The sequence below is a fragment of the Streptomyces sp. NPDC090021 genome (assembly GCF_044748225.1).
Taxonomy (GTDB): Bacteria; Actinomycetota; Actinomycetes; order Streptomycetales; family Streptomycetaceae; genus Streptomyces.
Genome location: NZ_JBIVFO010000056.1, coordinates 1 through 16,317 on the forward strand (window position 1 = coordinate 1; position 16,317 = coordinate 16,317).

Genomic DNA, 16,317 nt, shown 5'->3' on the forward strand with positions numbered 1-16,317 from the left:
GTTTGGTTTGAACTTTTTTTTACTTATTCGTGGGGGGCCGCCCCCCCCCCGCGCTGTGGCGCCCGGCGGGCGCGTTGCCCCCGCCCCGAAGGGCCCTGCGCAGCGACCGAACGGGACCTCTCGGAGAGTGCCGACCGGCCCGCCACCGGGGACTGTTGCCGCCGGGCATGAGGGGGCGCGAGTGACAGAGTTCAAGTGCTCTCCGAGGCGTCCCAGAGGACGCCCGGCCAGGTGCACATCCCATTACGGCGCCCGTCGAGCGCACCTTCCATTTTATCTCCGGGGGACCCCATGACGTTTCACGTCGACTCTGAGACCGGCCGGCTGAAGCAGGTCATCCTGCACCGCCCCGACCGCGAACTGACACGCCTCACACCCACCAACAAGGACGAGCTCCTCTTCGATGACGTGCTGTGGGCCAAGCGCGCCCGCGACGAGCACGACGCGTTCGCCGATGTCCTGCGGGACCGCGGAGTGCGTGTGCACCTCCTCGCCGACCTGCTCACCGAGACGTTGGACGGCATCGAAGCGCGGCAGCTGGTGTTGGACCGGGTCTTCGACGAACGCGAGTTCGGCATCCTCGGCACCGACCGGATCCGCACGCACTTCGACTCCCTGGAGCCGGCCGCCCTGACCACCTGCCTCATCGGCGGCGTCACCAAGGCGGAACTGCTCGAGCGCACGGGCCCGATACCGAGCGTACGCCTGCACGCCATGTCGCCCGACGACTTCCTCCTCGCGCCGCTGCCCAACCATCTGTTCACCCGCGACACCTCGTGCTGGGTGTACGACGGCGTGAGCGTCAACCCGATGAACAAGCGGGCACGCCGCCGTGAAACGGTTCACTTCGAAGCCCTCTATCAGCACCACCCCCTCTTCGCGAAGGGGGAGTTCCACCGGTGGGCCGACGGGCAGGCGGCCTATCCCGCCACCATCGAGGGCGGCGACGTCCTGGTCATCGGCAACGGAGCGGTGCTCGTCGGCATGAGCGAGCGCACCACGCCTCAGGCCGTGGAGAATCTCGCCCTGCGCATGTTCGCGGCGGGTTCCGCCCAGCGGGTCGTGGCCGTCAGCCTGCCGAAGAGCCGCAGCTTCATGCACCTCGACACGGTCATGACGATGGTCAGCGGCGACACCTTCACCCGATACGCCGGCCTCGGCATGCTGCCTTCCTCCACCATCGAACCGGGGGCCGGCGGGGAGGGCCTGAGGGTCACCGACCACGCCCCCGAGGACATGGACCGGGCCATCGCCGATGCGCTGGGTCTGCCCTCCATCAACGTCCTCACCCCGAGCCAGGACCTGCGGTCCGCCGAGCGGGAGCAGTGGGACGACGGCTGCAACGTGCTGGCCGTGGAGCCCGGTGTGGTCGTCGCCTACGAGCGCAACGTGACCACCAACACTCACCTGCGCAAGAGCGGGATCGAAGTCATCACCGTGCGAGGCAGCGAACTCGGCCGGGGCCGTGGTGGTCCGCGGTGCATGACCTGCCCCATCGAGCGCGAGGCCGCCTGACCACCCCTCCCGCACCCCCGCGTCCCCCTCACCGCCCGTCGCACACACCCCGTACATATCAAGGAGCTTGCCATGCACGACGACCTGCACCAGCGCCCGTTCGTGAAGGAACTCGACTTCACTCCCGAGGAGTTCCGCCACCTGCTGGAACTCTCCGCCTCCATCAAGACGGCCCGCCGCGAGGGGCGCGAGGAGCAGCGGCTGCGCGGCAAGAACATCGCCGTCATCTTCGAGAAGACGTCGACGAGGACCCGGTGCGCCTTCGAAGTGGCCGCGCACCAGCAGGGCGCGCACGTGACCTACCTCGACCCGGCCGGATCCCAGCTCGGGCACAAGGAGTCCATCAAGGACACCGCACGCGTCCTCGGCCGCTACTACGACGGGATCGAATACCGGGGCAGCGACCAGCGCCTGGTGGAGGAGCTGGCCCAGCACGCCGGCGTTCCGGTCTGGAACGGCCTGACGGACCAGTGGCACCCCACCCAGTCGCTCGCCGACGTTCTCACCATGTGGGAGCACACCGACAAACCGCTGAACCAGGTGTCCTTCGCCTACCTGGGCGACGCCAGGAACAACGTCGGCAATTCCCTGCTGATCGTCGCGGCGATGCTCGGCATGGACGTACGCATGGTCGGCCCGCGATCCCTGCACAACGCCTCCGACGTCGTCGACCAGGCGCGGCGGGCGGCGGCCGTCAGCGGCGCGCGGATCACCCTGACCGAGGATGTGACCGAAGGCGTGGCCGGCGTCGACTTCGTCTACACCGATGTATGGCTCTCCATGGGAGAGCCGCCGGAGATGTGGGACGAGCGCATAGCCCTGCTCAAGCCATACCAGGTGACAACGAAGACTCTGGAGGCGACAGGCAATCCGGCGGTCAAGTTCATGCACTGCCTTCCGGCCTTCCACAACAGCGACACCACCGTCGGCGCCAAGATCGCTGCGCGGACCGGCATGACCGCACTGGAGGTCACCGAGGAGGTGTTCGAGTCCTCGCACTCCATCGTGTTCGACCAGGCCGAGAACCGGCTCCACACCATCAAGGCCGTCCTCGTCGCCACCCTCGGCGACTGAACCGGCATCCCCTCGACCTCCGGAGAACACGTCATGCGTGTAGTCGTCGCACTGGGCGGCAACGCCCTGCTCCGCCGCGAGGAGCGGCCGGACGCCGCCGTGCAGCTCGCCAATATCCGCGGCGCTGTGTCCGCGCTCGCCCCCCTCGCGCACGAGCACGAACTCGTCATCACCCACGGCAACGGACCTCAGGTCGGCGTGCTCGCTCTCCAGAGCGCCGCCGACCGCTCCCTGAGCAGCCCCTACCCCTTCGACGTCCTCGGCGCGGAGACCCAGGGCATGATCGGCTACTGGCTGCTCCAGTCCCTGCAGAACGCGCTGCCCGAACGGCAGGTCTGCGCCCTGCTCAACCAGACCCTTGTCTCCGCGGCCGACCCCGCCTTCACCGACCCGGCCAAATTCGTGGGCCCGGTCTACGACCGGACCAAAGCGGAGCGTCTGGCTGCCGAACGCGGCTGGACGGTCAAGCAGGACGGCGCCCACTGGCGACGCGTGGTTCCGTCCCCCCGTCCACAACGCGTCGTGGAGACCCGGCTCATCCGGCTGCTGCTCAACTCGGGAGCGGTGGCCGTGTGCGCAGGAGGCGGCGGCGTGCCGGTGATCCGTGACGAACAGGGGCAGCTGACCGGCGTCGAAGCCGTGGTGGACAAGGACCTCACCGCCGCCCTCCTGGCCGAGGCGCTCGACGCCGACGCACTCCTGCTGCTCACGGACGTTGCCCACGTTTCGCTCGGCTACGGCACCCCCGGCGCCGAGCCCATCGGACGGGCCACGCCCGCGGCCCTGAGGGCCCAGCAGTTCCCCGCCGGATCCATGGGCCCCAAGGTCGACGCCGTGTGCCGGTTCGTCGAGCTCACCGGCGGAATGGCGGCCATCGGCGCTCTCGAAGACGCCCGAGCCATCCTCGACGGAGACGCCGGCACCGTCGTCACACCCAGCGGCAGCTACCGCGAAGCCCGCCATGACGGAACACAGGACCTGACATGACTCTGCAGAGCGCACCCGCATCCCCGCAGCCGGCCAGAGCCAGAACGGACTCCGGCTCGCCCGACGCCCCACGGCGGCGGCTTCGGTTCCCGTCCGCCTTCACCGTCCTGATCGCCGTCACTGTCGCAGTCTGGGCCCTGACGTTCGTCATCCCCGCCGGCCGCTACGACACCAAGGACGGCAGCCCCGTACCGGGCACCTACCACTCCGTAGAACTGACCACCGGATTCTGGGAGCGGCTCAAAGACCTGTTCCTCGCCCCGGTCAACGGTCTGTACGGCGTCACCGATACCGGGACCGGCCTCACCGCACCCGGCGGGACCGGCTCCTTCGCGGGCGCGGCCGGCGTGTTCCTCTTCATCCTGGCCGTGGGCGCGTTCATCACCGTCACGATGCGCACCGGGGCACTCACGGCGGGAGTGGCGCGCCTCGCGCAGCGACTGCACCACCGCAGGACCACGCTGCTCGTGGTCCTGCTGACGGTGTTCTCCCTCGGCGGGACCACCTACGGTATGGCCGAGGAAACCCTCGGCTTCTACGGGCTGATGATCCCCCTGATGCTCGGCCTGGGCTACGACCGCATGGTCGCCGCGACAGTCGTCATGGTGGGAGCCGGGGTCGGCACCCTCGCCTCGACCGTCAACCCCTTTGCCACTGGGGTGGCTTCCGACAGCGCCGGCATCGGCACGGGAGACGGCATCGTCCTGCGACTGGTGATGTGGGCCTGTCTGACCGCGCTGGCCGCCGCATACGTCGTGCGCTACGCCCGCCGCGTCACCGAGGACCCCTCCCGGTCGCTGACACCCCTCACCGAGGACGACCTCCGCATCAAGGCTGAGGGCAGCGAAGCGGCGAAGCTCACGAGTCGCCAGCGCACGGTCCTGTACCTCTTCGCGGCCACGTTCCTCTTCATGGTCTTCGCCGTCGTCCCCTGGTCCGATCTGCACGTCACCTTCCTGCCCACCCTCGGCTGGTACTTCCCCGAACTCGCCGCCCTGTTCATCGTCGCGGCGGTCGCCGTGGGGCTGGTCGGCGGCTTGGGCGAGAAGGGGACGGTGAAAGGCGTCACCGTCGGCGCAGGGGACTTCATCGGAGCGGCGTTGATCGTCATGCTGGCCCGCGGAGTCACGGTGATCATGAACAACGCCAGTGTCACCGACACCATCCTCGACGTCCTGCAGAGCGCTGTGGCCGACACCTCCTCCGGCGTGTTCGCCGTCCTGATGTTCCTGGTGAATCTCCCGCTGGCCTTCTTCGTCCCCTCCTCGTCCGGCCACGCGGCACTCGCCATGCCCATCCTCGCCCCCCTGGCCGACTTCGCCGGAGTGAGCCGGGCCCTGGTGGTGACCGCGTACCAGTCGGCTTCCGGATGGGTGAACCTCGTTACGCCCACCTCGGCCGTCGTCATGGGAGGTCTCGCCCTTGCCAAGATCCGCTACGACCGGTACCTGCGCTTCATGGCACCACTGATGGGCGCCCTGCTGGTGGCCGTCGCCGGATTCCTCGCACTCGGTGCGGCAGTGCGCTGAATCGCTGCGGGCAGGCAAGTGGCCGGCTGGTCGGGACACCGACCAGCCGGCCACCGTCGTGTGCCCAGCACGAGGCGGACCTGTGGGCTCCACCGGACAGCGCCAACAGAGCCCTGGGCGCTTCTCTGGGCCGCGACCGTGAGCTCCGGCGGGGGCATGGTGTCCGTGGCCGCTCAAGGAGGTGGGACCTCATGCCCGGACTGCCGGCCATCGGAGCGACTGCACGGGTGCGATTCCCGTCCTCGCTGTGGACCGGCAGTGCGAGAGCGTCGACGGGCCACTGGTGGGGCGCTCGCCTGTGCGGATACGCTCACGGCGTCGGGCGGCCACCCATCTGGGGTGGCAGGTCTGAGAGTTGCGCCGGCGCATGCGGGCGGGCAAGGCCTGCATGGACGCTTTGGTTCGAGGTGGTGGGGACGGGCGGGGACTGCCGCAACGGTCCTTCCCGGCCGGCCTGTGGACCCGGACCGACCGCCCCAACGCGCCCCCGCGGCGGCGGCTTCCGTCTTTCCACCCGGTACGACAAGCAACATACCGACCACTGCGGTTGCAGCACACCAGGAGCCCTCGTCGCGCAGCTGCGCGACGAGGGCTCCTGATGTCAAGGGGCGACGGCTTCCGTCGGGGGACCGCAACCGGGGCGTATCCGTCCTCGGTGCGGCCCGCGACGATCAGAGATGAGGGACGACCGCCACGGGCGTCGTGGCGTGGTGCAGCACTGCGTGGGCGACCGGGCCGATGTGTGCTCCGACCACCGCCCGGCGTATGCGCCGTCCGACGATCAGCAGCGAGGCTTCCTTCGACGCTTCCACAAGGTGGCCCGCGGGCCGTCCCACCAGGCACTGCTCCTTGACCTCGACCTGGGGGAACCTGCCGCGCCACGACCGCAGTACGTCGGTGAGCGCGCTTGCCTCGCGCTGTCCCAGCGCGACGCCGTGGCCGGGGTCGGCCGCCGCAGGGTCGTACCCCTCGACCACCGGTACGCTCCAGCCGTGCACGACCCGCAGGGTGGCCGCTCGGGCAGTGGCGGCTTCGAAGGCGTACGCGAGCAGCTCGTCACACGGCCTGGAGAGGTCGAGGCCGAGCACCACATCAAGGCACTGCCCCTTGCGGTCCCCGTGGCCGCCCGTGCCGGGGAGCGGTTCACACTCGGCCCGTTCCCCGGCCCGTACGGCGACGACGGGACGCTCGGCGTGCGCGATGACGGGCAGGGACACCGATCCGGTCAGGAAGCCGGCCAGGCTACCCAGCCCTCGTGAACCCACGACCAGGACTTCCGCCTTCTCTGCGGCGGACAGCAACACCTCCGCGGGGCGGCCGTGCACCTGCTCGACGGTGATGTCCAGGCTGGGGTGCGCGGCCCGCAGCCGGTCGGACGCGTCGTGGGTGACCTGCTCGGCGTAGTGCCGTGTGGCGGTCGCCCCCTCACCGGGCGTGGTGTCCAGGCCAGTGAACGGGGCGTGGGCGAAGGCCCGTGACCAGTCCTGCCAGACGTGCAGGAGGTGCAGGGGCAGACGGCGCATCTGTGCCTCGTGGGCGGCCCAGTCCGCGGCGGCCAGCGACTCGGCCGAGCCGTCCACAGCGGCGATGACGGTACGTGACATGATTCCTCCGGGTGAGGGGCCTTCGGGTGGTTTGCGGCACGGGTCCGGGGACCGGCGGCCGGGCGCGCGGCGTCGCCCGGAACGTGTTACCGGGACGGAGTGATCAGCCCGTAGTGGCCGTCGTAGCGGTGGTAGAGGACGCAGCCCCGGCCGGTGGCCGTGTCGTTGAAGAAGACGAAAGGCAGCCCGGTGAGGTGCAACCGTGAAACGGCCTCGGTCACACTGCTCGTCGGCACGGGAACCGTGCTCACGCCGAGCAGACCGTCGACCTCCCGTTCCTGACCCAGAGGTCCCAGCGAAGCCATGCGATGCCGCCCGGTGCGGACGTCGCGGTAGACGACGCTGTCGTGCCCGGAGGCCAGGTCCGTGAAGAGCCAGAAGTCGTGGTCCATGGCTTCCAGGTCGATCACGGCGTCCTCAGGCGTCTGGTGGACCAGGCTGAAGGACTTGTGCCGCACGATCCGGCGCTTCTCGGCGGGAACGTGATGCCGGTGCTGACGGTGGTCGTGCCCTGCGCCGTCCCGCGATGTCCGGCTGGGAGTGCTGTTGCGGTGGGGGCCGTCCGCCGCATACCGCCGTGGCCGGGTGAGCCGGGCAGCCAGGCGCTCCTGCAGGAGGTCGACCGCTTCGAACATGCTGTTCGCGGCCACGTGGGCGCGAACCATTCGGCCGTTGACGTCCACCACGGCCTGAGCCGTGGCCGGACGGTTTGCCGAAGTGTTGACGGCTTGCGTGAGCTTCACCCGCACGGTCAGCACGGGTCCGCGCACGTGGCCGATCACCGCCAGCATCTTTCCCTGGGCGTACACGTCCGCGCCATCGGGCACCTGCCCTCGGTTGCGGACCTGAACGTCGGCTGTCCGGCTGGTCTTGAGACCGCTCATGAGAACTCCTCCTCCATCCCTTCCAGCCTGTCTGCCGGCGGCCGCTCCCGGGCAGAGCTGTCCGGACCCCGCCACGGTGCCACTGGTACCGACACCACCCGAGAACCCGGGACTTCCGGTCGGCCGGGCAAGGCCGTTCGGCCTCCAGACCCAGGGATGGGTAAGTCGACGTGCCCCGGCCCGATATCGCGTGGCGTGCCGGACGGACAGCACGGCTCGGGTCGGCGGCTCCAGGTCGCCGCGACCGGCCGCGGTGCCCGCCGCCGCTCGGCCGACGGAAGAGCCCGTGGTGTCCCACCCTGTTGTCAGTGGCCGGTTGTCAGCCGGTTCACCACACCGACCACACCGTCCACGCGCCACGTGACCCTGATCAACGTCGCTGTATCGAGGGCAGGTTCAGATGATCCCGCCATGGTGACCATCCCGTCGCGAACGTCGATGCGGAGCCCGTCGATGTGGTGGGCGGCCAGCGCCCGTCCGGAGACGGCATCGGCGACGTCCGCGAGGATCTCCTCGTCCGTCCTCAGGAAGACGCGCAGCAGATCACGCCGCGTGGTGATGCCGATCAGACGGTCCTCCTCGTCCACCACCGGCAACCGGTCGACGCGGCGACGTTCCATGATGCGCGCGGCGTCGGCGACGCGCTGTTCGGGATGCACGGTTACCGCCGGGCTGGTCATCAGCTCGCCTGCCGCCGGGGCGGGTCCCGCGACGGAGTGGGCATCGGCCGGTCGCCGTGGTGTGTGCGCCATCCGATGCCGCCCGGATTCGTGCCGGCCGAGACAGCCCTGTTGCCTGGCGAGGTCTTTCCGGGAGACGACGCCCATGACCTTGTCGTCGTCATCCACCACAGGCAGCCCGCTGATCCGATGCGCGACGAGCATGCGAGCCAGTTCTTCGAAGGAGGTGTCCGGGCGGGCCTGGACCACCTCGGTGGTCATGACTTGGCCCACCGTCCGTTCTTCGACCACGGTGCTCATCTCCACTCGTTTCGCAGGTTTCCGGATACCGCCGATGGCGCCTCGACCTCTGACTGCCCGCCGACCGCTGTGCTCAGCGCGCCGGGGGCCGGGAGGCCCCGGGTTCGTCTGCTCCTCATGCTTGCCGTTGCTTCCAGAGTGGGGCGGAGGACGGCCGGGGGACAGAACCGGTCAGGACCCGTACGCCGGGCCGTTCGGCCCGTGACAGGCCGGTCCGGGCCGGGCCGGCCGGGGAGAGGGCCCAACGGCCCTGGCGTGCACCCCGTTCGACCCCTGCCTGCGGCGCGACATGGCCCCCAGGCTGGCACCACTCGCATCGGCACCCAAGGGAAGGGGCGGCGGAGATGACCGTACGCATCGAGCGATGCCCCGATCGTCTCGCGCGACATCGTCGGCGACCCCGCCTCGTGCATCGTGGACGCCCCGCTGACGCAGGCCAACGGCGATCTGGTCAAGGTCTTCGGCTGGTACGACAACGAGTGGGGCTACACCAACCGTCTTGTCGACCTGACCCAGTACGTCGCGACGCTGCTCGACGCCCGGTGAGCCGGCGGCAGTCCGGGCAGCGGACGCCGTAGAGGCACGGAAGGCCCGGTGGTGGCGCAAGCCTCTGCGCTGCCACAGCGGCCGGAGACCATCGGGCCCCGTCGAGGGACCTTCGGGACCTCAGCCGAGGACGCGTCCCGGGCAAGGCTGTAGGTGACAGGACGGAACGGGTGGCCACCCCAGTGGCCGGCCACGTGTGGCCACAGTGCCACCCACACCCAGGGAGCTTTCCATGACACAGGTGACCAGCGACCCCCGCTCCACCACCGACGGCACCCCGTCGGACACGCTCATCGCCGTGAACCTCCTGGTCGACAACGCCACCAAGGCGCTCGCCGACTTCGAGTCCTTCACGCAGGAGCAGGTCGACCACATCGTCGCCAAGGCGTCGGTGGCCGCCCTGGATCAGCACACCGCCCTGGCCCGCTTGGCGGTGGAGGAGACCGGGCGGGGTGTCTTCGAGGACAAGGCGGCGAAGAACATGTTCGCCTGCGAGCACGTCACCCACAGCATGTCCCGGGCGAGGACGGTCGGCGTCATCGGCCGCGACGACATCGAGGGCATCATCGAGATCGCCGAACCCGTCGGCGTGCTCTGCGCGGTCACGCCCGTCACCAACCCGACGTCCACCACCATCTTCAAGGCGCTGATGGCGCTGAAGACACGCAACCCCGTCGTATTCGCCTTCCACCCCTCCGCGCAGGTGTGCAGCACCGAAGCCGCACGCATCGTGCGGGACGCCGCCGTCGCCGCCGGAGCGCCCGAGCACTGCGTGCAGTGGATCGAGGCTCCCTCCATCGAGGCCACAAGCCTCCTCATGCGACATCCTGGCGTCGCGTTGATCCTGGCGACCGGCGGCAACGCCATGGTCAAGGCCGCCTACTCGGCCGGCAAGCCCGCCGTCGGCGTCGGCGCTGGCAACGTGCCCGCCTACGTGCACCACAGCGCGGACCTGCGCCGGGCGGTCAACGACCTCGTCCTGTCCAAGTCCTTCGACAACGGCATGATCTGCGCGTCCGAGCAGGCGGTCATCCTGGACACCGACGTGTACGACGAGGCGCTCGCCGAATTCCGGCGCCTGCACGCGTACGTCGCCACGGCCGAGGAGAAGCGGAAGCTGGAGACCTACCTCTTTCCGCCCGACCCGGCCGGCCGACAGGGCCGCGTCAACCCGGCAGCCGTCGGACAGAGCCCCGACCGGATCGCCGAGCAGGCAGGGTTCACGGTACCCGCGGACACCTCGCTCATCCTGGCCGAGGCGAGCCACGTCGGGCCCGACGAGCCGCTGACGCGGGAGAAGCTCTGCCCCGTCCTCACCGTGCTGCGGGCAGCGTCCACCGAGGAGGGCTTCGACCTCGCGGCCGACATGGTCGACTTCCACGGGCAAGGACACAGCGCGGTGGTTCACACCGGGGACCCGGCCCTCGCCGAGCGCTACGGCCGCCGTATGAAGACCGTACGGATCATCGTCAACTCGCCGTCCTCGCAGGGAGCGATCGGCGGCATCTACAACCGTCTGGTTCCGTCCCTGACCTTGGGCTGCGGTTCCTGGGGCAGCACTTCGGTCTCGGACAACGTCTCGGCCGCCCAGTTGCTCAACATCAAGCGCGTCACCACCCGGCAGAACAACATGCAGTGGTTCAAGGTGCCGCCGAAGATCTACTTCGAGCCCCAGGCCATCCGCTACCTCGCGGCGATGCCCGACGTTCACCGCGTCACCGTGGTCACCGACGCGACCATGACCCGGCTCGGTTACGTGGAACGCGTCAGCCGGGTCCTGCAACAGCGGCAGCAACCCGTGACCATCCAGGTCATCGACGACGTCGAGCCGGAGCCGAGCATCGACTCCGTACAGCGTGGCGCCGCCCTCATGCGCGACTTCCGGCCGGACACCATCATCGCCCTGGGTGGCGGATCCCCCATGGACGCGGCGAAGGTGATGTGGCTGCTGTACGAACAGCCGGACGTCGACTTCACCGACATGCGGCAGAAGTTCTCCGACATCCGTAAGCGGGCCTTCCGCTTCCCCGTGCTCGGCAAGCAGGCCCGTCTCGTCTGCGTTCCCACCACCTCGGGAACCGGCGCCGAGGTCACCCCCTTCGCCGTGATCTCCGACCCGGCGACCGGCAAGAAGTACCCGCTGGCCGACTATGCCCTGACTCCCAGCGTGGCGATCATCGATCCCGTCCTGACCGACGACCTGCCGGCGTCGCTCGCCGCCGACAGCGGCTTCGACGCTCTCACCCATGCCACCGAGGCGTACGTGTCCGTCTATGCCAACGACTTCACCGACGGTCTGGCGCTACACGCCATCAGGCTGGTCTTCGACCACCTCGAGGCGGCGGTCACCGGCGAGGCGGCACGGAGGAGCGTGGCACGGGAGAAGATGCACAACGCGGGCACCATCGCCGGCATGGCCTTCGGTAACGCCTTCCTCGGCATCGTCCACGCGATGTCCCACACCCTGGGCGCCACCTTCCACATCGCCCACGGGCGGACCAACGCAATCCTCCTGCCGCACGTGATCCGCTACAACGGCACCGTTCCCGGCAAGCTGACGGGATGGCCCAAGTACGAGAGCTACCGTGCGCCCGAGCGGTTCCAGGACATTGCCCGTGCCCTCGGGCTCCCCGCATCTACCCCCGCCGAGGGCGTGGCCTCGTACGCCGCCGCGGTGGAACGCCTGCGGGACGCCGTGGGCATCGAACCGTCCTTCCGCGCCCTGGGACTTGACGAGGCGGCCTTCATCGGCGCGCTGCCGCAGCAGGCACTGAACGCCTATGAGGACCAGTGCGCCCCGGCCAACCCGCGCATGCCGATGCTGGACGACATGGAGGACATCATGCGCACGGCCTACTACGCCGGGCCCCGGCCGCTTCCCTCCTTCTGACCGCGGGTCGGGCGGCGGCCTCTCTGCGTCCGGGCCGCCGTGACCGTGTGGTACCCGGTGCTCCAGGGCAGCCGTATGGGATGCGGCCGCGTATGAGGGCCATCCGGCCCTGGCTGAAGGTCATGCTCGCACGGCACGATGCAGTGGATCCGCCGGCGGGCGGACGATTCGGCGAACTCGGAGTGTGCGATGACGGACAGCAGCGGCGGCCTCACCGGGAAGGAACCGGTGAGGGTCTTCCTCCTCGACGATCACGAGGTCGTGCGCCGCGGTGTGCACGATCTGCTGGATGCCGAGCCGGACCTGACCGTGGTCGGGGAGGCGGGCACGGTCCAGCAGGCGCTCATCCGGGTGCCCGCGCTGCGCCCGCAGGTCGCCGTCCTGGATGTGCGCCTGCCGGACGGGGACGGCGTGAGTGTCTGCCGGGAGCTGCGCTCCCGAATGCCCGACCTCGCCTGCCTGATGCTGACGTCATTCGACGACGAGGAGGCGCTGCTCGACGCGATCATGGCCGGCGCGTCCGGATACGTGCTCAAGCAGATCACCGGAACCGACCTGGTGAACGCCGTGCGGACGGTCGCCTCCGGCCAGTCCATGCTGGACCCCGGCGCCACGGCGCGGGTGATGGCCCGGCTGCGCGGCGGACCTCCGCAGGAGGAGCTTCCGCCGGGTCTGCCCGGCCTGACGGAGCGCGAGGGTGAGATCCTCGCTCTGGTCGGGGAAGGGCTGACCAATCGTGAGATCGGCCAGCGGCTCTACCTGGCGGAGAAGACGGTCAAGAACAACATCTCCCGGCTGCTCGCCAAACTGGGCGTCGAACGGCGAGTGCAGGCCGCCGTCATCGCCACGCAGGCTCTGGCCGCCCAGGGAGACCAGATCGGGCGGCTCGGCAAGGTGTGACGGCTGTCCCAGGATCTGAGCGCTGGTTCACGCGCCCGCGAAACGGCTGAGCGGCCCGGCCCGGCGTCCTTCTCGTCGCTGGACGTGTCCGCACCCGGCGAAGAGGTGCTCGCCTTCCGCTTCGCGGCGGCCGACCGGTACGGCTGCGGTCTGCGCGTCCTGCACACGTGGGCCCTTCCGGCGTTCTACGGAGCCGACATGGGCGCCGCGCTGCAACTGATGTGGGCGGAGGTCGCGCAGGACGCGCGCCGGGCGCTCGACGAGGCGCTGGCCCCGTGGACGGAGAAGTACCCCGGTGTGTCCGTCGTCCGTGAATGCCGCCAGGGCCGGCCGGCACAGGACCTCGTTGATGCCTCACGGGGGCCCGGCTGGTCGTGGTGGGTCGCAGGAACCGGCGTGCGCGGATCGGCACGCACATCGGGGCCGTCATCCACCACTCCCTGGCTCGCGTCGCGGTCGTGCCGCACGACTGACTGACTGACCGAACCGGCCGCTACCGTGCGGCACGCCGCCCCGGTTCCCGGGACCCGACATCCACCGAAGAGACAGGCGAGCAGCCATGACCACCTATGTGTACGACTTCTTCGAGGGCGGCCGGGACATGGCCGGTCTCCTGGGAGGCAAGGGAGCGAACCTCGCGGAGATGGCGCGCATGGGCCTGCCCGTGCCGCCCGGCTTCACCGTCACCACCGAAGCCTGCCGGAGCTTCCTTGCCATGGGGCAGGCTCCGGACGGCCTCGACCGGCAGATCAGCGAGCATCTCGCGAGGCTGGAACGAGCCGCCGGGAAGAGGCTCGGCCAAGTGGACGACCCGCTCCTGCTCTCCGTCCGCTCGGGGGCGAGGTTCTCGATGCCGGGCATGATGGAGACCATCCTCGACATCGGGTTGAACGATCTCTCCGTCCTGGGCCTGGCCAAGACTCCCGAGCGCGAACGCTTCGCCTGGGACTCCTACCGGCGCCTCGTGCAGATGTTCGGCAGTACGGTCATGGGCGTCGACGGTTCCCACTTCGAGGCGGCGCTCGCCGCAGTCAAGCAGCAACACAGCCGGGGCGACGACACACAGCTGGACACCTGCGACCTCATTCGGATCGTCGAGACCTTCAAGGACCTGATCCACGAGCGGACCGGGGAGGAATTCCCACAGGATCCCACCGAGCAACTCCGGCGGGCGGTCCTTGCCGTCTTCACCTCTTGGAACGGCGAGCGCGCACGCCTCTACCGCCGACGCGAGCACATCCCGGACGACCTGGGCACCGCGGTCAACATCCAGACCATGGTCTTCGGCAATCTCGGTCCGGACTCCGGCAGCGGCGTCGCCTTCACCCGGGATCCGGCGACCGGCCGACCGGGCGTCTACGGCGACTACCTGCCCAACGCCCAGGGCGAGGATGTCGTCGCCGGCATCCGCAACACCGTGCCTCTCGAGGATCTGGCCAGCCTCGACCCCGTGTCGTTCACGCGGCTGCGCGGCTACATGGACCGGCTGGAGGCCCACTACCGCGATCTGTGCGACATCGAGTTCACCATCGAACGCGGCACGCTGTTTATGCTCCAGACCCGCGTCGGCAAGCGCACCGCCCAAGCCGCCTTCGCCATCGCCTCCCAGCTCGCCGACGAAGGACTGATCAGCGAGCGGGAGGCGCTGGGCCGGGTCGGCGGCGAGGCGCTCGCACGGCTGATGTTCCCCCGATTCGCCACCACGGACACGAGCGGGGTCATCGCACGGGGCGTGCCCGCCTCGCCGGGAGCGGCCGTGGGAGCCGTCGTGTTCGACTCCGCGGAAGCGGTCCGCAGGGCGGCCGCCGGCGAGAAGGTCGTGCTCGTACGTCAGGAGACGACGCCCGACGACCTGTCGGGCATGGTCGCCGCCCAGGCGGTGCTCACCAGCCGGGGCGGGAAGACCAGCCACGCCGCGGTCGTCGCACGCGGCATGGGCAAGGTGTGCGTGTGCGGGGCGGAGGGCATCGTCGTGGACACACGGGAGCGGCGCTTCAGCGCCGGTGGCGTGACGGTCCCCGAAGGCACGGTCGTCTCCGTCGACGGGTCGGATGGCGTGGTGCGCCTTGGCTCCGTACCCTTGGTCGACTCCGACGTCATGCGGTACTTCGAGGAGGGCGGTGTGCCGCCGGCCGACTGCACGGCCCGGCAGCCGGTGCGTGATGTGCACCGGCTCATGCGGCAGGCGGACGCCGTGCGGCGCCTGGAGGTCCGGGCGAACGCCGACACCCCCGAGGACGCGGCTCGCGCCCGCCGCTTCGGTGCCCAGGGAATCGGCCTGTGCCGCACCGAGCACATGTTCCTCGGCGACCGGCGCCCCCTCGTCGAGGCGATGATCCTCGCGCACGGCGACACCGAACGAGAGGCGGCACTCGCGGCGCTGCTGCCGCTCCAGAGGCAGGACTTCACCGGCATCCTCGAAGCGATGGACGGCCTGCCGGTCACCGTCCGGCTGCTCGACCCGCCGCTGCACGAGTTCCTGCCGGACCGCACGGAACTCGCCGTCCGTCTCGCACGCGGCGAAGCGCTCGGCACACCGGCCGATCCGCACGACACCGACCTCCTGGCAGCCGTCACGCGCATGCACGAGGAGAACCCGATGCTTGGCCTGCGCGGCGTGCGCCTGGGGCTGGTGGTGCCGGGGCTGGTGGCCATGCAGGTACGGGCCCTCGCCGAGGCCGTCGTCGCACGGAAGCGTGCGGGCGGCGACCCTCGGGCGGAGATCATGGTCCCGCTGGTGGACGCGGTCGAGGAGTTCCACCTCGTGCGGGAGGAAGTGGACCGGGTCCTGGCACAGGTTTCGCACGAGACGGGCGTCGACGTCACCTGCCCGGTCGGAACCATGATCGAACTGCCCAGGGCGGCTCTCACCGCCGGCCGGATCGCGAAGGAGGCGGCGTTCTTCTCCTTCGGCACGAACGACCTGACACAGACCACCTGGGGCTTCTCCCGGGACGACGTCGAAGCCGCGTTCTTCTCCGCTTACCTCGACAAGGGCGTCTTCCCCGTCTCCCCGTTCGAGACCATCGACCGTGAAGGCGTCGGCCGACTGGTGCGGATCGCGGTCGAGGAGGGCCGGGCAGCTCACCCGGACCTGAAGATCGGCGTGTGCGGGGAGCACGGAGGGGACCCCGCTTCGGTCCACTTCTTCCACGGGGCCGGACTGGACTACGTATCCTGCTCGCCCTTCCGAGTCCCGGTCGCCCGCCTTGAGGCCGGCCGGGCAGCCCTGGAAGCGCACGGCACCGACGCGAGCGCATAGCCTCCGAACCGCACTGCCCGGGGGCGCGGAGAGCCACGTCGTCATGGACCCGTACCGCCGCGGCTGCGGGGTAGAGCTCGTGACGCTCTGCGGGAGGGCCCATGGTCTCTCGCCTCGCCGGGACCACAGGCCCTCTTCGCCCGGCT

The 16,317-nt window shown here is 69.9% G+C and carries 11 protein-coding genes and 1 pseudogene; 9 read left to right on the plus strand and 3 right to left on the minus strand.

Annotation, left to right across the window (positions count from 1 at the left end):
• Positions 1-291: 291 nt before the first annotated feature.
• From ACIPXC_RS31800 to ACIPXC_RS31815, 4 genes are all read left to right on the plus strand, one after another.
• Positions 292-1,515: an arginine deiminase gene (locus tag ACIPXC_RS31800; protein ID WP_401625008.1), complete on the plus strand. Its 1,224-nt coding sequence runs from the start codon at positions 292-294 to the stop codon at positions 1,513-1,515.
• A 72-nt stretch (positions 1,516-1,587) separates the two neighbouring features.
• Positions 1,588-2,589 (plus strand): ornithine carbamoyltransferase, encoded by a 1,002-nt coding sequence (gene argF, locus ACIPXC_RS31805; protein WP_401625011.1) that lies wholly within the window; start codon positions 1,588-1,590, stop codon positions 2,587-2,589.
• Positions 2,590-2,622: 33 nt separating this feature from the next.
• Positions 2,623-3,576: a carbamate kinase gene (gene arcC, locus ACIPXC_RS31810; RefSeq protein WP_401625014.1), complete on the plus strand. Its 954-nt coding sequence runs from the start codon at positions 2,623-2,625 to the stop codon at positions 3,574-3,576.
• Complete coding sequence (locus ACIPXC_RS31815) at positions 3,573-5,105, plus strand: YfcC family protein (RefSeq protein ID WP_401625016.1); 1,533 nt, start codon at positions 3,573-3,575, stop codon at positions 5,103-5,105. Before arcC ends, ACIPXC_RS31815 begins: the two co-directional genes overlap by 4 nt.
• 671 nt (positions 5,106-5,776) lie before the next feature.
• Here ACIPXC_RS31815 and ACIPXC_RS31820 read toward each other — a convergent pair.
• The 3 genes from ACIPXC_RS31820 to ACIPXC_RS31830 all read right to left on the minus strand — a co-directional run bounded on the left by ACIPXC_RS31820 (position 5,777) and on the right by ACIPXC_RS31830 (position 8,573).
• The gene (locus ACIPXC_RS31820) at positions 5,777-6,709 is read right to left on the minus strand and encodes a universal stress protein (RefSeq protein WP_401625019.1); all 933 of its coding nucleotides are present in this window, start codon (positions 6,707-6,709) and stop codon (positions 5,777-5,779) included.
• An 86-nt stretch (positions 6,710-6,795) separates the two neighbouring features.
• Complete coding sequence (locus tag ACIPXC_RS31825) at positions 6,796-7,593, minus strand: sigma 54 modulation/S30EA ribosomal C-terminal domain-containing protein (protein WP_401625022.1); 798 nt, start codon at positions 7,591-7,593, stop codon at positions 6,796-6,798.
• 305 nt (positions 7,594-7,898) lie between these two features.
• Positions 7,899-8,573: a CBS domain-containing protein gene (locus ACIPXC_RS31830; protein WP_401625025.1), complete on the minus strand. Its 675-nt coding sequence runs from the start codon at positions 8,571-8,573 to the stop codon at positions 7,899-7,901.
• Between the two features lie 360 nt (positions 8,574-8,933).
• On the opposite strand from ACIPXC_RS31830, the pseudogene ACIPXC_RS31835 reads away from it, so the two are divergent.
• The 5 genes and pseudogenes from ACIPXC_RS31835 to ppdK all read left to right on the plus strand — a co-directional run.
• A pseudogene (locus tag ACIPXC_RS31835) lies at positions 8,934-9,119 on the plus strand (type I glyceraldehyde-3-phosphate dehydrogenase); the annotation flags it as partial.
• A gap of 232 nt (positions 9,120-9,351) precedes the next feature.
• A complete protein-coding gene (gene adhE, locus ACIPXC_RS31840) occupies positions 9,352-12,009 on the plus strand; it encodes a bifunctional acetaldehyde-CoA/alcohol dehydrogenase (protein ID WP_401625028.1) in 2,658 nt (885 codons plus the stop codon).
• Between the two features lie 189 nt (positions 12,010-12,198).
• A complete protein-coding gene (locus ACIPXC_RS31845) occupies positions 12,199-12,909 on the plus strand; it encodes a response regulator (protein ID WP_401625031.1) in 711 nt (236 codons plus the stop codon).
• 84 nt (positions 12,910-12,993) lie between these two features.
• Positions 12,994-13,386, plus strand: a complete 393-nt coding sequence (locus ACIPXC_RS31850) for a hypothetical protein (RefSeq protein ID WP_401625033.1) — start codon at positions 12,994-12,996, stop codon at positions 13,384-13,386.
• Between the two features lie 82 nt (positions 13,387-13,468).
• Positions 13,469-16,171, plus strand: coding sequence for a pyruvate, phosphate dikinase (gene ppdK, locus ACIPXC_RS31855; RefSeq protein WP_401625035.1), 2,703 nt, complete (start codon positions 13,469-13,471; stop codon positions 16,169-16,171).
• Positions 16,172-16,317: the final 146 nt, after the last annotated feature.

Excerpts from the sequence above, each read along its gene's own strand:
- ACIPXC_RS31800 (WP_401625008.1), top strand. The coding sequence starts at position 292 with ATGACGTTTCACGTCGACTCTGAGACCGGCCGGCTGAAGCAGGTCATC.
- argF (WP_401625011.1), top strand. The coding sequence starts at position 1,588 with ATGCACGACGACCTGCACCAGCGCCCGTTCGTGAAGGAACTCGACTTC.
- arcC (WP_401625014.1), top strand. The coding sequence starts at position 2,623 with ATGCGTGTAGTCGTCGCACTGGGCGGCAACGCCCTGCTCCGCCGCGAG.
- ACIPXC_RS31815 (WP_401625016.1), top strand. The coding sequence starts at position 3,573 with ATGACTCTGCAGAGCGCACCCGCATCCCCGCAGCCGGCCAGAGCCAGA.
- ACIPXC_RS31820 (WP_401625019.1), bottom strand. The coding sequence starts at position 6,709 with ATGTCACGTACCGTCATCGCCGCTGTGGACGGCTCGGCCGAGTCGCTG.
- ACIPXC_RS31825 (WP_401625022.1), bottom strand. The coding sequence starts at position 7,593 with ATGAGCGGTCTCAAGACCAGCCGGACAGCCGACGTTCAGGTCCGCAAC.
- ACIPXC_RS31830 (WP_401625025.1), bottom strand. The coding sequence starts at position 8,573 with ATGAGCACCGTGGTCGAAGAACGGACGGTGGGCCAAGTCATGACCACC.
- adhE (WP_401625028.1), top strand. The coding sequence starts at position 9,352 with ATGACACAGGTGACCAGCGACCCCCGCTCCACCACCGACGGCACCCCG.
- ACIPXC_RS31845 (WP_401625031.1), top strand. The coding sequence starts at position 12,199 with ATGACGGACAGCAGCGGCGGCCTCACCGGGAAGGAACCGGTGAGGGTC.
- ppdK (WP_401625035.1), top strand. The coding sequence starts at position 13,469 with ATGACCACCTATGTGTACGACTTCTTCGAGGGCGGCCGGGACATGGCC.